Source organism: Bacteroides luti, assembly GCF_900128905.1.
GTDB classification, from domain to species: Bacteria; Bacteroidota; Bacteroidia; order Bacteroidales; family Bacteroidaceae; genus Bacteroides; species Bacteroides luti.
Genome location: NZ_FQTV01000003.1, coordinates 260,298 through 279,357 on the forward strand (window position 1 = coordinate 260,298; position 19,060 = coordinate 279,357).

Here is a 19,060-nt window from a genome sequence, read left to right on the forward strand (position 1 = left end):
CAGCTCCATTAATAGATAGGTATAAACATTTTGATAAAATAAATAATTCAAAATAAGATTTCATAGGTTTTTATCTATAATTATCTAATTGTCAATGCATTGCAAATATGCAAAAGTATAAATTTCAGACTTTTAGATAGGTAAACTCCATAAACTGCTGAAATTAAACGAGTTATTAATTTTATAAAAAAAACAAGAATAAAATAACATTTGTTTTTCTCAAATAAGATTCCCAAATTTGCAATAGTAGAAGTTTCTTATAATTAATAAATTGTATAAATAGCCTTATGATTGAATCCAATCATGTAAGTCTATGGAACCGCTGTCTCCGTGTGATTCGAGACAATGTTCCTGAAACTACATATAACACTTGGTTTGTCCCTATTGTCCCCTTAAAGTATGAGGATAATGCACTGACTGTACAAGTACCTTCTCAATTCTTTTATGAATTTCTGGAAGATAAGTTTGTAGAGTTACTTCGTGCTACCTTATACAAGGAGATTGGCGAAGGAACTAAACTGATGTATCGTGTAATTGTAGATAACAGTTCGAAAGCTTCGGTAGATTTAGAAGCTACGAACCGTTCTACTGCAATTCCACAGCGAAGTATTATACGCAATGGGAACAAGGCGCCTAATACTTTAAAAGCCCCTTCACCTCTGGATCTTGATCCGCAACTGAATCCGAACTACAATTTTGAGAACTTTATTGAAGGCTATAGCAATAAATTATCAAGAACAGCCGGAGAAGCAGTTGCCGTAAGCCCTGCAAAAACTGTATTCAATCCATTGTTTGTTTACGGCCCATCAGGTGTAGGTAAAACTCACCTTATCAATGCAATAGGAACACGGATTAAAGAGCTATTTCCCGATAAAAGAGTTCTATATGTATCTGCACACTTATTCCAGGTACAATACACGGATTCTGTACGTAGCAATACTATTAATGATTTCATTAACTTCTACCAAAGTATTGATGTGTTAATCATCGATGATATTCAGGAATTTGCCAGTCTTACAAAAACCCAGAATACATTCTTCCATATATTCAACCATTTGCATCAAAATGGAAAACAGTTAATACTTACTTCCGACCGTTCTCCTGTTCTTTTGCAAGGAATGGAAGATAGATTGCTAACACGTTTCAAGTGGGGATTAACAGCTGAACTGGAAAAACCTAACGTAGAACTGCGAAAGAATATCTTAAAAAATAAGATTCACCGAGATGGCTTAAAGTTTCCGGAAGAGGTTATTACATATATAGCTGAAAACGTAAACGAAAGCGTGCGCGATTTGGAAGGTATTGTCATCTCTATCATGGCTCACTCTACAATCTACAATAAAGAAATTGATCTTGATTTGGCAGAAAGGATTGTACGTAAAGCCGTGAAATGTGAAACTAAGGTTATTACTGTTGAAGATATTATCGAGAAGGTATGCAAACACTTTGAAGTGGAGTCTTCAGCTCTTCATTCTAAATCGAGAAAAAGAGAAGTTGTACAAGTACGCCAGTTAGCAATGTTTTTAGCTAAAAAACATACCGATTCATCTTCATCTAAAATTGGCCAATTGATTGGAAACAGAGATCATGCAACAGTATTACACGCATGCAAGATTGTTCAGGGGCAGTTCGAGGTGGACAAATCCTTCCGTGCAGAAGTGGAAGAAATAGAGACTTTACTAAGAAGAAAATAACAAATAATTAAGCAATATATGGGGTTATCCAAATCGGATTAATCCCATTTTTTATACTCTTTCCCCAAGTTTCTATCTGAGAGTGTTTTCAAATATTAAATTCTCAAAGGCTTCTTTTTTGTCTTTTATACAATTTGGAGTAGCTAGCGATAAAGAACAATCCCCGAAAAAGTATTAATAAGTTTTTTCGGGGATTGTTTTATTATTTAAGATTATCTATCCTATTTTTGATTGACTAACGCAGATTCTCTGCCTTCTCATGCAAGTTTATTATTAAGGCTTATCCTCGCCTTTTTGATAAAAAGAATGCGTCCAACTTTCTTTTTTTGTATAACCCATCACTTTATCTCTCACAAAACGAGCCATCAGTCACCATTTCGCACACATAAAATACAATAAATGCATTTTATTTCTATTTATCTCATCGTTTTTCTGTCAGCACAAGTTCAGTTACTCAATAAAGCCTTGTTGTTTTAGAGCCTTAAAGAAATTATCAGACATAAACTCATTATCACTCTTTTTATATCTTACATCAGTAAATACCTGAGCTAATGTTTCTTTATTATTTTCTGCAATAAATTGCTTATTTTCAGGCAATGATTCTTTATAAGCATATAGCTTATCAATCATCTCACTTGTATAATCGCAGTAGCGTTCTTCGTGTACAATTGCCTCTATAGGCAGACGATCTGGTTGAGCAGGACACTCATCAGGATATCCAAGAGTTATTGTTGCAATCGGAAAAACCAAATTTGGCAAATGAAGAGTTTCAATAACTTGCTGAGGATTATAAATTACTGTTCCCAAATAACAGATGCCCAGTCCAGCTTCCTCTGCAAGTGTACAAAAGTTCTGTGTATAAAGTAATGCATCTGTTGCAGCATTCATAAAAGAAAGGAAGTTTGCATACCCAGGTTTGGCATTGCGCAATTCGCACCATTTAGTAAATCTATTAAAATCTGCACAGAAAGTTAATACTACAGGTGCCCCTTTTACCATTGGCTGATTAAAATGAGCCGGAGCTAATTTTGCTTTCATTTCTGCATCGCGAGTAACCACAACGCTATAAACCTGCATATTTCCGATAGTAGAAACACGTGAAGCTGTAGAAAGCAAATCATTTAACAAATTAGGATCAATATCTTGTTGTTTATATTTTCTTATTGATCTTCTGTTTTTTACTGACTCTATCATATCTTTTTTCTGCAAATATAATAAAAGAATCTATATTGTTATCCGTTTTATTAGAGTTATATTATTAAGCAATTTCCATTTTTGAAAAGCCGCCATGCATATAAAAAGAATAAAAATATATTTTTTGGATAACTTTTTCAAGAAACTAAAAATACAATTAATTGTATATCATCATTTTAATCAAACCAAACGGATAACTTTCAAAAACATGCATATTAAATTTATATTTTATTTTGCATTTTATTTTGATATAACAAAAAACATTCATAGATTTGCAGAACCTATTTAATACTATTTATTTTATTAATAAGAAACCTCTACTAACTTTTTTATTAATAACAATATAATTCGAAAACATCGTGGAGAAGAACACTTATTCTTATGAAGAAGCTTTTGAATCATCTTTACAATACTTCAAAGGCGACGAGCTTGCTGCAAGGGTTTGGATTAACAAATATGCAGTAAAAGACTCTTTCGGAAATATTTATGAAAAGTCGCCAGACGATATGCATTGGCGTATCGCTAATGAGATTGCCAGAGTTGAAGCTAAGTATCCTAATGCGCTTAGTTCGCAGGAGCTTTTCAATCTGTTAGACCATTTTAAATATATTGTTCCTCAAGGAAGTCCAATGACGGGTATTGGTAACAACTACCAGGTCGCTTCTTTATCCAATTGTTTTGTAATTGGAGTTGATGGAGCAGCTGACTCTTATGGAGCAATTATTAAGATTGACGAAGAGCAGGTTCAATTAATGAAAAGAAGAGGTGGTGTAGGTCACGATCTTTCACATATACGTCCAAAAGGATCGCCAGTTAAGAATTCTGCATTGACTTCAACCGGTATTGTTCCTTTCATGGAGCGTTATTCAAATTCTACTCGCGAAGTTGCTCAGGATGGCCGTCGTGGTGCGTTGATGTTGAGCGTATCTATAAAACATCCGGATTCGGAAGCGTTTATAGATGCAAAGATGACTGAAGGAAGAGTTACTGGTGCAAACGTTTCGGTAAAACTGGATGATGACTTTATGAAGGCTGCCAGCGAAGGTGGTATTTACAAACAACAATATCCTATCGATTCAGAAAATCCTACTACTGTAAAAGAGATTGATGCATCTTCTCTTTGGAAGAAGATTGTGCACAATGCATGGAAATCTGCCGAACCGGGAGTTTTATTTTGGGATACTATTATCAAAGAATCTGTTCCTGATTGTTATGCAGACCTTGGATATAAGACCACATCTACAAACCCATGTGGAGAAATTCCATTGTGTCCTTACGACTCATGCCGTTTATTGGCTATCAATCTTTATTCTTATGTAGTTAATCCATTCACTAAGGATGCATATTTTGATTTCGACTTATTCAAAAAGCATGTAGCACTTGCTCAACGCATTATGGATGATATTATTGATCTTGAACTTGAAAAGATCGAACGTATCATGGAAAAGATAGATTCTGATCCGGAATATGAAGAAGTGAAACATGCAGAAAAGCTATTATGGGAAAAAATCTATAAGAAGAGCGGACAAGGTAGACGTACCGGTGTAGGTATTACTGCCGAAGGAGATATGTTGGCTGCACTAGGTTTAATATATGGAACAGAAGAAGCTACTACTTTCTCTGAAGAAGTACATAAAACTATTGCCATCAACGCTTACAGTTCTTCTGTTCAAATGGCTAAAGAACGTGGAGCATTTGAAATTTATGATTGGGAAAGAGAACAAAACAATCCGTTTATCAACCGATTGAAAGAGGCTGATCCTGCACTTTACGAAGACATGAAGAAGTATGGACGTAGAAATATTGCCTGCTTAACTATTGCACCTACCGGAACAACCAGTCTTATGACTCAAACAACTTCCGGTATTGAACCAGTATTCTTACCTGTATATAAAAGAAGAAGAAAAGTTAATCCGAACGATGCACAGTCGCATGTTGATTTTATTGACGAGACTGGAGATGCATTTGAAGAATATATTGTTTTCCACCACAAGTTTGTAGATTGGATGGAAGCTAATGGTTATAATGCTGCAAAGCGTTATACTCAGGAAGAAATTGACGAGTTGGTTAAACAATCTCCTTATTACAAAGCTACGTCAAACGATGTAGACTGGCTGATGAAGGTTAAGATGCAGGGAAGAATCCAAAAATGGGTAGACCACTCAATAAGCGTTACCATCAACTTGCCGAATGACGTTGACGAGGAATTGGTTAACAGATTATATGTTGAAGCATGGAAATCAGGATGTAAAGGCTGTACAGTATACCGTGACGGTTCACGTTCAGGAGTACTACTTTCTACCAAGTCTGATAAGAAAGATGAGCTTCCTCCATGTCAGCCACCTACAGTAGTTGAAGTTCGTCCTAAAGTGTTGGAAGCAGATGTTGTTAGATTCCAGAACAATAAAGAGAAATGGGTTGCTTTTGTAGGCTTGCTCGAAGGAAGACCTTATGAAATCTTTACCGGTTTGCAAGATGATGAAGAAGGCATTCTACTTCCTAAAACAGTTACTATGGGAAGAATCATCAAAACTGTAGACGAGAACGGAATAAAGAGATACGACTTCCAATTCCAGAACAAACGTGGATACAAAACTACTATTGAAGGTTTGAATGAAAAATTCAATAAAGAGTACTGGAACTATGCAAAATTAATATCCGGAGTGCTTCGCTACAGAATGCCGATTGTACAGGTTATTAAACTTGTTGGTCAGTTACAGCTGGACAACGAAAGCATTAACACTTGGAAAAACGGTGTAGAACGTGCTCTTAAGAAATACATTCAGGACGGAACAGAAGCAAGAGGAAAAAAATGTCCAAACTGTGGAAACGAGACATTGATTTATCAGGAAGGATGCCTTATCTGTACATCTTGCGGAAGCTCTCGTTGCGGATAATGAATTAAAAGAATATCTTTTTATGGGTTAATGCCATAAAAAAGTAACAAAACTGCTTAAAGAAAATTCTTCTTTCACAATAGATTGAAGAGTTATCTTTAGGCAGTTTTGTTGTTTAGGCAAAACATTATAGCATAATATCGAGTCTGATTAAAAGAGAATATAAATGAACCTTCATTCTTAAGAAAAAAGATGAATCCATGGCTTTGCAATATAATAATTCAAACGTTTGCATAAGATTTTGAGTTACAAACGGACATAAGCACATTTAGGATATTTAATAATTCATTAAAATTGCAACGCTTTGGAATAATAATAAATCTAATAGTATGATTTTATCTTTTCATATAGAATACCGAACAAACTGGGGTGAAGAAGTCAGGATACTGGGTTCTGTCCCGGAACTGGGAAGCTGGGAAGAAGAACAAGCTGTTCCTCTTCAAACAGTGGATGGAATTAGCTGGAGTCTATCTAAAGAAATTCAGCATCCGGCCAACGAGGTTGTTAAATACACATATTACATCTATAAAGACGGAAAGCCGGTTCGTAAAGAATGGGATTCTTTCCCTAGAAAAATCCATATTAATTCAAACGGGAATATTGTATTTCGCAGTTTGGATTCATGGAGAAACATACCGGAAAAACAAGCCTTTTACAGCTCAGCTTTTACGGAATGCCTGCTTGCCAGGAAGAAAAATGAGGCTCCTAAGAAGAGTTTCCAGAAAGCCTTGGTAATAAAAGCTTTCGCTCCAAGAATAAGCAGTAATTTCGCATTAGCTATTTCGGGTAATCAACCAGTGCTGGGGAATTGGGATGCTAATAAAGTGTGCATAATGAATGATGTGGACTTCCCTGAGTGGCAAGTAACGATTGATGCCAGCCAAATTACTTTCCCTCTGGAATATAAGTTCGTTTTATATAATTTAAAAGAGAACAAGATAGAGTCCTGGGAAAATAATCCGAACCGATACCTGGCTGATCCTGTAATAAGAACTGGAGAAGTTCTTTTTGTGCCGGACAGATATGTCTATTTCGATTTACCGGCTTTTAAAAGTACCGGCGTAGCTATTCCGGTTTTCTCTTTGAAATCAAAGCATAGCTTCGGGGTGGGAGATTTCAGCGATCTGAAAATGATGATCGACTGGGCTGCCAGTACAAATCAGAGAGTTGTTCAGATTTTGCCTATCAATGATACTACAATGACGCATACCTGGACAGATTCTTATCCCTACAACAGTATCTCCATTTATGCTTTTCATCCAATGTATGTAGATTTGTTTAAGATGGGCAAGTTGAAAGATGCCGATAAGATGACATATTTCACTGAAAAGCAAAATAAGCTGAATGCAAAAACCACAATAGATTACGAAGCGGTTAATCAGGGGAAATGGGAATACTTCCGTTTGATATTTGCACAGGAAGGCAAAAAGGTATTAAGATCGAAAGCTTTTAAACAATTCTTATCAGACAATCAGGAATGGCTGCAACCTTATGCTGTGTTCAGTTATCTGCGCGACCAGTACAAGACTCCAAACTTCCGCGAATGGCCCAAATGTTCTACCTTTAATCAGGAAGATATTGCTGCTATCTGCAAGCCCGATTCAGAAGAATACGAAGAGATTGCTATTTATTACTATATACAATACCATCTGCATCTGCAGTTATTGGAAGCTTCCACTTATGCACGAGAAAAGGGAGTGGTACTTAAAGGAGATATTCCTATCGGCATTAGCAGAAATAGCGTAGAAGCATGGAAGGATGCGCATTATTTCAATCTGAACGGTCAGGCTGGTGCTCCACCCGATGACTTTTCGGCCAATGGTCAGAACTGGGGATTCCCAACTTACGACTGGGAGGTTATGGAAGAAGACGGTTATAGCTGGTGGATGAAGAGATTCCAGAAAATGTCTGAATACTTCGATGCTTACCGCATTGACCATATTCTGGGATTCTTTCGCATTTGGGAAATTCCATTAGATGCCGTACATGGCTTATTGGGACAGTTTGTTCCTTCTCTGCCAATGTCTCGCGAAGAGATTGAAAGTTATGGCTTGTATTTTAACGAAGATTTGTTCCTGAAACCTTATATACACGAAGGTTTCCTTCAACAAGTATTCGGTCCACATACTGATTATGTAAAGGATACATTTATTCGTTCCACCAACCAGTGGGAAATCTACGAGATGCGTCCTGAATTCGATACACAAAAGAAAGTAGAAGCATTCTTCAAAGATAAAACAGATGCAGACAGTATCTGGATCCGCGATGGTTTATATGCTCTTATCAGTGATGTACTCTTTATTCGCGACAGAAAGATAAAGAACATGTATCATCCGCGCATTGGAGTGCAGTTCGATTTTATCTATCAGACATTAAGCGAGCTAGATAAAGCCGCATTTAATAATCTGTACGATAATTACTATTACAAACGCCATAACCATTTCTGGCAGGAACAGGCAATGAAGAAACTGCCTCAGCTTACACAAAGCACAAGGATGCTTGTATGCGGAGAAGATTTGGGTATGATACCCGATTGCGTGCCATGGGTAATGAACGAGCTGCAGATTCTAAGTCTGGAAATACAACGAATGCCTAAGAGCAGATCCTTGGAATTTGGACTGGTGGGTGAATATCCTTACCGTTCGGTTTGCACAATCTCTACACACGATATGTCGACCCTGCGCGGTTGGTGGAAAGAAGATTTCCAGCAAACGCAACGGTATTACAACAATATACTGGGACATTATGGTGCTGCACCCGAAAAAGCATCGGGCAATATCTGTGAAGAGGTAATCAAACAGCATCTTTACTCCAACTCAATATTGTGCATCCTTTCTTTCCAAGATTGGTTGTCGATGAGTGAAGAGTGGAGAAACCCAAATATTGAAGCCGAACGCATCAATATTCCGGCAAATCCGAGACATTACTGGCGATACCGCATGCACATCACACTTGAGGATTTGATGCAGGCCGAAAGTATTAATACAAAGATTCGTGAATTGATAGTTCTGACAGGGAGAAATCCTAAAAAATAAAAGTTTTGAGAGTTAGTTAGATGCAGAGTGCCGTCCAGAACGCGGCACTCTTTTTTTATTTCAATTAAAACGATTGTCATGTTCACAGATTCTCTTACTTTTGTAATTGATGGATTATTAAGAAGATAAAAGGAGCTCTTTTTAAAGCATGGTTAATCATTCATCAACTAAAGGCGGGAGATTATTATTTCCTTGTACAGAAGAATTAATTCTTTTGTACAGAACATTACAATCTTTTGTACAAAAGAATGCATTGTTTTGTACAAGAATAGAATAACATCACGAAACAGAATAAAAAAATGAAATCGAATGATATGTACATCTTCCTCAGCAACGTAAAATTCTATGCCAGGCATGGAGTTGGCGCTCAGGAAAGATTGGTTGGCAACACTTTTATTGTAGATCTGAGATTGAAGCTGGATTTCAGCAAGGCGGCAGAAACCGATGATCTGAACTATACAGTTAGCTATGCAGAAGTATTCAAAGTTGTAAAGGCGGAAATGAAAACACCTTCTCTCCTATTGGAACATGTCGGCCAAAGAATTATTACGCACTTATTTCGTGAGTTCCCTACAGTGGAAGCCATTGATCTGAAACTATCCAAGCTGAATCCTCCCATGGGAGCTGATATTGACTGCGCAGGCGTGGAAATGCATTGCGTAAGATAAAGGAAGTTTTTTGCATATATAACTAAGCAAATCAATCTAAAAGCAGAATTTACAAGTAAATATTTCAATACCCCATAGAAGATAAAAAAGAAAAAGGCTGAGAACAATATCAAATTGCTTTCAGCCTTTCTTATTTTATCAGATAGTTATTTCCTATTCTTCAGTATATCTAATAATAGTCTGGTCTCTGTCTGGACCTACAGATACAATCTTAATAGGCACTTCCAGTTGTTCTTCCAGGAATGATACATAAGCATTGAATTCTTCAGGGAATTCGTCTTCGCTCTGCATCTTTGTCATATCAACCTGCCATGCAGGAAGTTCAACATATACAGGTTCTACATTCTCGTTAATATCGTATGGGAAGTAATCTATTTCCTCACCATTCACTTTATATGCCACGCAAGCTTTGATTGTTTCAAATGTATCGAGTACATCGCTCTTCATCATAATAAGCTTAGTAACACCATTGATCATTACAGAATACTTTAAAGCAACCAGGTCAATCCATCCGCAACGGCGTTTACGACCAGTTACAGCACCATACTCATGACCAATCTGGCAAATAGTTTCGCCTGTTTCGTCAAACAATTCAGTTGGGAAAGGACCGCTACCTACACGTGTGCAGTATGCTTTGAAAATACCGAAAACCTCTCCTATTCTATTCGGCGCAACACCTAGTCCTGTGCAAGCTCCTGCACAAACGGTATTAGATGAAGTAACGAAAGGATAAGAACCAAAGTCAATATCAAGCATCGTTCCCTGTGCTCCTTCGCAAAGAACACTCTTTCCGTCGCGTAGCAAATTGTTTATCTCGTGTTCGCTATCAACAAAATGGAATTGTTTCAGATATTCAATACCTTCAAACCACTCTTTTTCAAGCTGAGTTAAATCATATTCAAAGTTAAGGCTCTTAAGAATCGCTTCGTGGCGAGCTTTAGCCTGAGAATAAATAGCATCAAAATTATGAAGTATATCACCTACGCGAACACCGTTACGACTAATTTTATCAGTATAAGTAGGGCCGATACCTTTACCGGTAGTTCCTACCTTAGCATCACCTTTTGCTGCTTCATAGGCTGCATCCAGAATACGGTGAGTAGGGAGAATAAGGTGTGCCTTTTTAGAAATGTGAAGTCTTTCTTTCAGGTTATGACCGGAAGCTTCCAAAGATTCAGCCTCAGCCTTAAACAAAGCTGGATCTAATACAACACCATTACCAATGATATTTACTTTATCTCCCTGAAAAATACCGGAAGGAATAGAACGAAGCACATATTTCTGTCCTTCGAATTCGAGTGTGTGACCAGCATTTGGTCCGCCCTGAAAACGAGCTACCACGTCATAGTTAGGTGTTAATACATCAACAACCTTACCTTTACCTTCATCACCCCACTGCAATCCTAATAAAACGTCTACTTTCATTTTATTTATTCTATAGTTTATTATTTATTTGCTTTTTTCTCTTCTTCGCCCAGGCACACCGACTGCAAATGCCATATATATATAAAGAATAATGTGACATTTGAAACTTGGTTAGCTTTGTATTTGCAATTGCATTCTTGAGCGTATCATTCTGAAACTCGGTCACCTTACCACATTCCGTACAGATAAGATGGTGATGCGTTTCAATATTAAATGATTTTTCGTACTGGGAAGAATTTCCAAATTGATGTTTAATAATCAGTTTCGCATCAATCAGAAGTATAATGGTATTATAAAGAGTGGCACGACTGACACGGAAGTTTTCCTGATTCATCATTTTGCTATACAGCATGTCGATACCAAAATGCCCCTCGATGGAATAGATTGTGTCGAGTATTGCATAACGTTCGGGAGTTTTCCGATGTCCGTTTGCATTAAGATATTCAGTGAATATCTGTTTTACTGTTTCTTTCACGTTTTGTTTATCCATGATGGGGCAATTTTTACCGCGAACAAAGTTAGCCTTTTTTGCGGAAAGAGAAAAGATTAAAGCAAATATTCTATCTCCAACTTTATATTTTCGAGAAGTAATTTCACATTTTCGTCTTTCGGATTTTCTTCTTTTGCAAGTAGTTGCAAAACTTTTTCAGCATGTGCCTTACTTTGTTGGCCATACTTAACCAATGCCAACGTTGCTGATTTTCTTGAAAAATAAGCCGAAGAGAATAAAGCAGCAAAAGCCTGATCGAAGAATTCCTCCTCTGCCCTTTCATTCATCTCACCGCCTTTACCAACTAAACGTGCCACAAGAAGAAAGCCGCACGCCTGCACATATTCCCTTTCATCGGCCATCCATTGGAAAGATTTAGCTGGAGCATAAGGCAAATACTGAAACAGGTTCATACAAGTCAGTTCGGCAATCTCGGAATTATGAATATCTTCTACCCAAATATCTGCTATCTCAGGGAAGAAAGTATCAATGGGCTGTAACATTCCGGCAAGAATCTTCGATTCACGAACATTCTCTTTCCAGAGAGTCTGCGCCAGATCATGATTCTGATCATATTGCTTAGCTATTTCTTTCAGGCGAGGAAGTTCAACTCCGAAGTTGACTTTATAAGCAAGCCCTTTTTCACGCATACTTTGAGATGCAACTCCGTTCATTGATAAACGGAGCTGCGTCTTTATTTCTTTTATTATTTCTTTAGTATCCATAAATGATTATTCATTTCTATTTGGTAATGAAGAATATTCTCTTCCATAACGAAGCATTTGTTCTGCATAACCTTCATTATAAGAAACCTTTACGTCGGTAATCTTACCACCTTTATCAGTAGTTACATCATAAACAGGATTCAAGAATCCTTTATAAGGAGCCAGATTCAACTTTTCGTAGCGTGATAAGATCTCTTTATGAAGCTCAGGATCAACTTTTACTGCATAAGCTTCTACCAGATTGCGGGCAGCGGCATAGTCACCTTCAGATTTTATTCTTTGGATCTCAGCCAATAGCTGGCCAAACAAGTTGCGAAGCTTCTGATAATCATTGATGCGAACAAAAGTCTCACCATCTTTCTTTACCAACTCAACCACTTTTTCCGGTGCACCTTTTTCCAAAACCCAACGAGCTATCAGCTGACGGTTACGCATATGAGCCTCTTCCACGTTGTTTCCCGGTTGAATACGCACCAATTGTGTCATTAAACCATTCATCATAAATGAATAGTATTCTGCTTTGAAAGCATCTGCACTAGGAATAATACCCAAATCTACCATTTTTTGATCTGGCAGATAATACAAGCCAAATAAATCGGCACGCGCCTCTTCTATTGTTGAATCATAAGCTTTCAATGCATTTGGATCAGTTCCCGGAAGCAACTTACCTGAACCATGGCCTAAACATTCGTGCAAATCAGTATGAAGATCGTTTGTAATATCAGCATACTTATCATTCATTTCAATTTCTGCTTTGCTATATGCAAATTCTTCGAAGAATCCATTTCCATGAGCAGCCTTATTATACGCATCAGTCAGGTTACCAATAGTCACCGACTTAGAACCGTGCTGAGTACGAATCCAGTTTGCATTAGGAAGATTTATTCCAATTGCTGTAGCCGGATATAAATCTCCCGCAAGTATTGCTGCTGTAATTACTTTAGCAGAAACACCTTTCACTTCTTCTTTCTTAAATTTCTTATCTACAGGAGAGTGATCTTCGAACCACTGCGCATTGGCACTGATTGTTTCTGTTCTCTTGGTAGCTTCCACATCCTTGAAATTAACAAGAGATTCCCAGCTAGCTTTCATTCCAAGCGGATCTCCATAATTTTCAGTGAAACCATTTACAAAGTCAACATGTGAATTCAAATCTTTCACCCATTGAATGCAATACTCATCAAATTTCTTCAGGTCACCAGTATTATAGTATTCTATAAGTTTAGATATCACAGCTTTTTGAGTATCATTTTCGGTCACACTCTCTGCCTTCTTCAGCCAATAAACAATCTTTTCCAATGCAGGTGAATACAATCCACCAACTTTCCACACTTTCTCAAAGACTTTCCCGTTTTCTTTTACCAAGCGACTGTTAAGTCCATAAGAAATAGGTGTAGTATCTTTCGGATCTTTCAATTTATTATAAAAATCTTCTGCCTCAGCTTGAGTTACTCCTTCATAATAGTTGCTGGCAGAAGTCAAGATCAAATCCTCTCCATCAGCCTGATTAACGCGCTTTGGCATCACTTTCGGATCAAAAATCACGGGGAATATTTCATCGCAAAGCTGAGCAACCGTTTGTCCTTTTTCTAAAGGTAATTTAGATGGATCTATTTTTTCGATAACCCCTTTAAAGAATTCGGGAGTAAAACCTGGAACAAACTTTTCATAACCATAATGATGATGAATACCATTAGAGAACCATACCCTTTTCAGATAAGTTTCCATATTTACATAATTGGTATCCTTTTTATCACCTGAATAATTTGTATATGCAGCTTCCAAAAGTCTTCTGATAATCACGTTGTATTTTCCATTCTGATCAAACAAGATATCACGTCCTTCAAGAGCAGCCTGAGAAAGATAATAGATTAACTCTTTCTGCTTTAAGGGAAGCTCATCAAAACCGTGAACTTTATATCTAAGAATCTGCAAATCAGCAAATTTCTCTACAGTATAATCAAATTTATCAGTCTCTGTGGCCTTCTTTAGATTTCCACAAGACGAAAGGAATGATACAATCATAGTTATCAATATTAGTTGTCTTTTCATATTATGTTGTTTCAATTAATGAATGTCTTAAAAACAAGAAAAGGGGAATACTCCAATAAAATTGGAGTAATCCCTTTTCTACAGAAAAACAATCAATTCTTAAAAGAATTATTTCTTTTCTGAATTTTTCTTACGGAATCCGTTTGGTGTTTCACCAACATTCTTATAGAAAGCGGCATAGAAAGATTGGCGGTTAGCAAAACCTACCATTGCACTAATCTCTTCTACATTCATGTCAGCATATCTCTTGTCTGTTAAGATATGCAAAGCATCTTTCACTCTGTACTCATTAAGTAAGCAAGAATAATTCATTCCGAAACGAGAGTTGACAACAGCTGAAAGATAACGAGTATTGGTTTTCAGTTCTTTTGCCAAATCTTTAGCAGAATAATCAGGGTCTCTGTACTTCTTCTGAACAACTACAATATTCAGAATCTTGTCGTACAATTCATCAGCAAGTTCAGGTCTGATTAAAGATCTGTAAGCTGCTTTCTTGTCCTTTTTCTCTCTAAGATTGTAAGGCTTCTTGCGAGGCGCATTTTCAGGAGCAGTAGCCTGGCTTCCGCTCTCTTGGTTTTTTAAATCACTCATTGAATTAACTGGTTAGGTTTTATTTATAAAAGAAATAATCTATATCCTTTACATTTCTGTTACAAATTTCAGACAAATATTTCATATACGCAACTAATTCGTATTTTTTTTTCATAAAACATTGTCCATTTATAGGTAATTTAATTAGCGCGTTTAAGTATTGAAGAACTTTTAACATAAAATACCTCTGTTTTTCATCGAGCAAAGAGGAAAATAATAAAAGAGCCAATATTGGAAAAATAACATTATTAATTAATCTTATTAATTCGGACTTAAAATATGGAACAGACACGACTTTAATGGCAAAAAACAGATAAAAACTTTTAAAAAAAGGATAATTAAAGTTTTCTGAGACGTCTTATAAATAAACAGCTGTCTTTATTAGGATATTCGGGATATTTTAGAATAGATCTGATATTTCTATGTATATCTCAGTTCTATTCTTTTGTAATTAAAAAAAATAAGAGTTCATTCTGTGACAGAAAAATGAAACTTTAGTATAAAGACTACTATTATAAAAAACAAAGTCTGCTTAGTAATAAATTAAGAGCGAAAGCTTATATATATTCTTTTTAGCTTACCTTTGTCTCATGAATGAATTTAATAAGAGAACTAAATAACTATGCTTCATACACTTAAAACCTATTTTGGTTATGATTCTTTTCGTCCATTACAAGAAAATATTATAAATCATATACTTACCAAAAACGATTCTCTGGTTTTAATGCCTACAGGAGGAGGTAAATCTATCTGTTACCAACTTCCTGCATTATTAATGGAAGGAACTGCTATTGTTGTTTCTCCCTTAATATCATTAATGAAAGACCAGGTTGAAGCTCTTCAGGCTAATGGAGTAACCGCGGGAGCTTTGAACAGCAATAACAGTGAATCGGAAAACGCAAATCTGCGCCGTGAGTGCCTGATGGGCAAAATTAAGTTATTATATGTTTCTCCTGAGAAATTATTGTCGGAAGTAGATTATCTGCTTCGTGATATTAATATTTCTTTGTTTGCAATAGATGAAGCACATTGTATTTCTCAATGGGGACATGATTTCAGGCCAGAATATACTCAAATGGGTATTCTAAGAGAGAAGTTCCCTAAAATTCCTATCATTGCGCTTACTGCTACAGCAGATAAAATTACAAGAACAGATATTCTTCATCAGCTAAGGCTTAAGAATCCTAAAGTTTTCATATCTTCTTTTGATCGCCCGAATCTTAGTCTTACAGTGAAAAGAGGTTACCAGGAAAAAGAAAAGAACAAGACAATACTTGATTTCATTGATAAAAGGCCAAATCAATGTGGAATTGTTTATTGCCTGAGTAGAAAAACTACTGAAAAAGTCGCTTTAAACTTACAGAAGAATGGTATTGATACTGCTGTTTACCATGCGGGACTTTCGTCGGAACAAAGAGACAAAGCACAAAACGACTTTATAAACGACAGGGTACAGGTAGTTTGTGCCACAATTGCTTTTGGGATGGGTATTGATAAATCGAATGTAAGATGGGTTATACATTATAATATGCCTAAAAGCATTGAGAATTACTACCAGGAAATTGGTCGTGCGGGAAGAGACGGCTTGGAAAGTGACACGATGCTTTTTTATTCTCTGAGTGATTTGATCTTATTGAGTAAGTTCGCCAATGACAGCAAGCAACAAAGTATAAACCTTGAAAAGCTGAACCGCATGCAGCAATACGCTGAAGCAAATATTTGTCGTCGCCGCATATTGCTAAGCTACTTTGGCGAAACTACTGATAAAGATTGCGGCAACTGCGATGTGTGCAAGAATCCGCCGGAACGTTTTGACGGAACAATTATTGTTCAAAAAGCATTGAGTGCCATTGCCCGTACCAATGAACAGATAGGAACAACACTCCTGGTAGATATCTTAAAAGGATTCAACAATGCAGAGGTTCTTGAAAAAGGATACGATAAATTAAAAACTTTTGGTGCAGGCAGAGATATTCCTCCAAGAGATTGGCATGACTACCTTTTACAAATGCTGCAACTTGGATATTTTGAAATTGCATACAACGAGAATAATCACCTCCGAATTACTGAATTGGGACGTAATATTCTTTTTGGAAAAGAAAAAGCAACCTTGGTTATCATTAAACGTGAAGAGTTTGTAGCCAAGAGTCGCAAAAAGAAAGTTATCAAAGATTTTAAGCCAGAAAAACCTGACTACAGCAATGAAGATGAATTTATATTTGAAGAGCTACGCGTGCTGAGAAAGAAACTAGCAGACGAACAAGCTATTCCTGCATATATTGTACTTTCTGATAAAGTACTTCATCTATTAAGCAGTTCACGCCCCACTACAATAGAAGAGTTTGGGAATATTAGTGGAATCGGGGAATTTAAAAAAGAAAAATACGGGAAAGATTTTGTTGGTCTGATTAAAAAACTAACAAAAGAATCTAAATGAGCTCAGGCTCATTTAGATTCTTTTAGCTGTTGCATCAGTTCTGAACGAGGAATTCCAAGATCGATTGCTTTTTCAAAGCTCGACCGTGCCATTTCCTTTTTCTTCTGTGCCAATAATATTTCGCCACGCAACATATATGCATTTGCCGATGTAGGAGACAGACTGATTGCCTTATCAAGATCAATCAGAGCAACATCCAACTGGAATATTTCTTTTTCCACACCTGCACGGATAACGTATAACTCTGCATCGTTTGGATATTCTACAATTAATTTATTCAGTAATTCAAGAGAATTCTTAAAATCTTGCTCCTGTTGATAAAGAATAGCCAGACCTAATCTTCCGGAAACGCTTTCCGGTTCAAGTTCCAGCAATCGTTTATAATCTTCTTTCGCTTCCTTATAATTATGTCTGCCAGCCTGCAGATAAGCACGGAGAAACAAAGCCTTCGCATTGTTTTTATTAACATCCAACACTGTGCAGCAATCTACATAAGCTCTGTCGGTAAGTCCCATCTCAAATAAAAGAGATGCCCTGTCCATCAGAATAGGAACCGTAAGAGGAGCCATATTTAATGCAAAGTTATAAGAATCCAGAGCATCATCGATCTTATGCATTCTATATTGAAGCCGTCCGAGATTTGCAAAAATCATGCAGTTATGTGCATTGGTAGGCTCAAGTTTCAGTGCTTCCCGGTAATACTTTTCTGCCTGCACAAGACTATCCATTTTTTCACATTGGGTAGCCTTATCAAAAAGTTCTTTATAATTCTGCGCATGTATACCAGGGAATAATGAACACATTAACAGCAACAATACAATTTTCTTCATTAAATATATATCTATTAATTAATCCAGTGGATAAGTTTCGAAAGCAAACTCTTCTGTAGACAAGTAACGTTCGCCAGTATCGGGCAATAAAGCAACAACCATTTTTCCAGCAAATTCAGGGCGCTGAGCAACCATTCTGGCAGCATAAGCGGCAGCTCCGGAAGATATTCCAACCAGCAATCCTTCTGTCTGGGCTAATTCACGACCTGCACGGATAGCTTCATTATCGGGAACCGAGAATACCTCGTCAACATTTTCAGGATTATAAATCTTTGGAACAAAGTTTGCACCAATTCCCTGAATGCGATGAGGATTCCATTCTCCTTCTGTGAGCATAGGAGCCGATGCCGGCTGAACAGCTACGACATATACATCAGGATTATACTTCTTAAGTGTTTCGCCAACGCCGCACACCGTACCGCCTGTACCCACTCCGGCAACAAATACTGCCACTTGTCCATCGGTATCTCTCCAAATTTCTTCGGCAGTTGTACGTTTATGCACTTCCGTATTGGATGGATTCTCAAATTGTTGCGGAATAAAAGAACCCGGAATACTAGCTTTCAACTCTTCAGCCTTACAGATAGCCCCTTTCATTCCTTCAATACCCGGTGTTAATTCTATTTTTGCACCGTAAGCCTTCAATAAGTTACGGCGTTCAATGCTCATTGTTTCGGGCATAGTAAGAATTAGTTTGTACTTCTTCACTGAAGCAACCATTGCAAGACCAACTCCGGTGTTACCACTGGTTGGTTCTATAATTGTTGCACCCGGTTTAAGCAACCCACGTGCTTCTGCATCTTCAATCATTGAAAGAGCAGTACGATCTTTCACACTTCCCGCAGGATTAAAATACTCCAGTTTTCCAAGAACATTCGCTCTGGAATTGTATTTTTCCATATAAGCAGACAGTTTCAACAGGGGAGTATTGCCTATCAAGTCTGTGAGTTTGTTCGCTATCTTAGTCATATCCGTACCTATTTATGGGTATTTTCTGCAAATATACGTAAGAAAACTTATCA

General features: G+C 37.0%; 13 protein-coding genes. 5 read left to right on the forward strand and 8 right to left on the reverse strand.

What is annotated here, in order from left to right; genetic code table 11:
* The first annotated feature begins 287 nt into the window (after positions 1 to 287).
* A complete protein-coding gene (gene dnaA / locus BUC21_RS04360; RefSeq protein ID WP_073399563.1) occupies positions 288 to 1,694 on the forward strand; it encodes a chromosomal replication initiator protein DnaA in 1,407 nt (468 codons plus the stop codon).
* 450 nt (positions 1,695 to 2,144) lie between these two features.
* Here the strand turns inward: dnaA and BUC21_RS04365 are convergent, their stop codons facing one another.
* Positions 2,145 to 2,888, reverse strand: coding sequence for an NADPH-dependent oxidoreductase (locus BUC21_RS04365; RefSeq protein WP_073399565.1), 744 nt, complete (start codon positions 2,886 to 2,888; stop codon positions 2,145 to 2,147).
* Between the two features lie 359 nt (positions 2,889 to 3,247).
* On the opposite strand from BUC21_RS04365, the gene BUC21_RS04370 reads away from it, so the two are divergent.
* From BUC21_RS04370 to folB, 3 genes are all read left to right on the forward strand, one after another.
* Positions 3,248 to 5,785, forward strand: a complete 2,538-nt coding sequence (locus BUC21_RS04370) for an adenosylcobalamin-dependent ribonucleoside-diphosphate reductase (protein WP_073399568.1) — start codon at positions 3,248 to 3,250, stop codon at positions 5,783 to 5,785.
* Positions 5,786 to 6,114: 329 nt separating this feature from the next.
* Positions 6,115 to 8,820: a 4-alpha-glucanotransferase gene (locus tag BUC21_RS04375; RefSeq protein WP_073399570.1), complete on the forward strand. Its 2,706-nt coding sequence runs from the start codon at positions 6,115 to 6,117 to the stop codon at positions 8,818 to 8,820.
* A 299-nt stretch (positions 8,821 to 9,119) separates the two neighbouring features.
* Positions 9,120 to 9,488: a dihydroneopterin aldolase gene (folB, locus tag BUC21_RS04380; protein ID WP_073399572.1), complete on the forward strand. Its 369-nt coding sequence runs from the start codon at positions 9,120 to 9,122 to the stop codon at positions 9,486 to 9,488.
* Positions 9,489 to 9,641: 153 nt separating this feature from the next.
* On the opposite strand, the gene BUC21_RS04385 is transcribed toward folB, so the two are convergent.
* The 5 genes from BUC21_RS04385 to BUC21_RS04405 form a co-directional block, all read right to left on the reverse strand.
* Complete coding sequence (locus BUC21_RS04385; protein ID WP_073399574.1) at positions 9,642 to 10,913, reverse strand: adenylosuccinate synthase; 1,272 nt, start codon at positions 10,911 to 10,913, stop codon at positions 9,642 to 9,644.
* Between the two features lie 10 nt (positions 10,914 to 10,923).
* Positions 10,924 to 11,403, reverse strand: coding sequence for a Fur family transcriptional regulator (locus tag BUC21_RS04390; protein ID WP_073399576.1), 480 nt, complete (start codon positions 11,401 to 11,403; stop codon positions 10,924 to 10,926).
* Between the two features lie 56 nt (positions 11,404 to 11,459).
* Positions 11,460 to 12,128 carry a DNA alkylation repair protein gene (locus tag BUC21_RS04395; RefSeq protein ID WP_073399578.1) on the reverse strand — a complete coding sequence of 223 codons (669 nt, stop codon included), beginning with the start codon at positions 12,126 to 12,128 and terminating at the stop codon, positions 11,460 to 11,462.
* Positions 12,129 to 12,134: 6 nt separating this feature from the next.
* Positions 12,135 to 14,180, reverse strand: coding sequence for a dipeptidyl-peptidase 3 family protein (locus BUC21_RS04400; protein ID WP_073399581.1), 2,046 nt, complete (start codon positions 14,178 to 14,180; stop codon positions 12,135 to 12,137).
* 108 nt (positions 14,181 to 14,288) lie between these two features.
* Positions 14,289 to 14,771: a helix-turn-helix domain-containing protein gene (locus BUC21_RS04405; RefSeq protein WP_073399583.1), complete on the reverse strand. Its 483-nt coding sequence runs from the start codon at positions 14,769 to 14,771 to the stop codon at positions 14,289 to 14,291.
* A 622-nt stretch (positions 14,772 to 15,393) separates the two neighbouring features.
* Here BUC21_RS04405 and recQ point away from each other — a divergent pair.
* Complete coding sequence (gene recQ, locus BUC21_RS04410; protein ID WP_073399585.1) at positions 15,394 to 17,208, forward strand: DNA helicase RecQ; 1,815 nt, start codon at positions 15,394 to 15,396, stop codon at positions 17,206 to 17,208.
* Between the two features lie 8 nt (positions 17,209 to 17,216).
* Here recQ and BUC21_RS04415 read toward each other — a convergent pair whose 3' ends face one another.
* On the reverse strand, positions 17,217 to 18,038 hold the full coding sequence (locus tag BUC21_RS04415) for a tetratricopeptide repeat protein (RefSeq protein ID WP_073399587.1): 822 nt from the start codon (positions 18,036 to 18,038) through the stop codon (positions 17,217 to 17,219).
* Positions 18,039 to 18,056: 18 nt separating this feature from the next.
* The gene (gene cysK / locus BUC21_RS04420; protein ID WP_073399589.1) at positions 18,057 to 19,007 is read right to left on the reverse strand and encodes a cysteine synthase A; all 951 of its coding nucleotides are present in this window, start codon (positions 19,005 to 19,007) and stop codon (positions 18,057 to 18,059) included.
* Between the last annotated feature and the right edge of the window lie 53 nt (positions 19,008 to 19,060).

Bases quoted from the DNA above. Each gene is read 5' to 3' on its own strand.
- folB (WP_073399572.1), top strand. From the start codon at position 9,120: ATGAAATCGAATGATATGTACATCTTCCTCAGCAACGTAAAATTCTAT.
- recQ (WP_073399585.1), top strand. From the start codon at position 15,394: ATGCTTCATACACTTAAAACCTATTTTGGTTATGATTCTTTTCGTCCA.
- BUC21_RS04400 (WP_073399581.1), bottom strand. From the start codon at position 14,180: ATGAAAAGACAACTAATATTGATAACTATGATTGTATCATTCCTTTCG.
- BUC21_RS04385 (WP_073399574.1), bottom strand. From the start codon at position 10,913: ATGAAAGTAGACGTTTTATTAGGATTGCAGTGGGGTGATGAAGGTAAA.
- BUC21_RS04415 (WP_073399587.1), bottom strand. From the start codon at position 18,038: ATGAAGAAAATTGTATTGTTGCTGTTAATGTGTTCATTATTCCCTGGT.
- BUC21_RS04365 (WP_073399565.1), bottom strand. From the start codon at position 2,888: ATGATAGAGTCAGTAAAAAACAGAAGATCAATAAGAAAATATAAACAA.
- BUC21_RS04395 (WP_073399578.1), bottom strand. From the start codon at position 12,128: ATGGATACTAAAGAAATAATAAAAGAAATAAAGACGCAGCTCCGTTTA.
- BUC21_RS04390 (WP_073399576.1), bottom strand. From the start codon at position 11,403: ATGGATAAACAAAACGTGAAAGAAACAGTAAAACAGATATTCACTGAA.
- cysK (WP_073399589.1), bottom strand. From the start codon at position 19,007: ATGACTAAGATAGCGAACAAACTCACAGACTTGATAGGCAATACTCCC.
- BUC21_RS04405 (WP_073399583.1), bottom strand. From the start codon at position 14,771: ATGAGTGATTTAAAAAACCAAGAGAGCGGAAGCCAGGCTACTGCTCCT.
- BUC21_RS04375 (WP_073399570.1), top strand. From the start codon at position 6,115: ATGATTTTATCTTTTCATATAGAATACCGAACAAACTGGGGTGAAGAA.
- dnaA (WP_073399563.1), top strand. From the start codon at position 288: ATGATTGAATCCAATCATGTAAGTCTATGGAACCGCTGTCTCCGTGTG.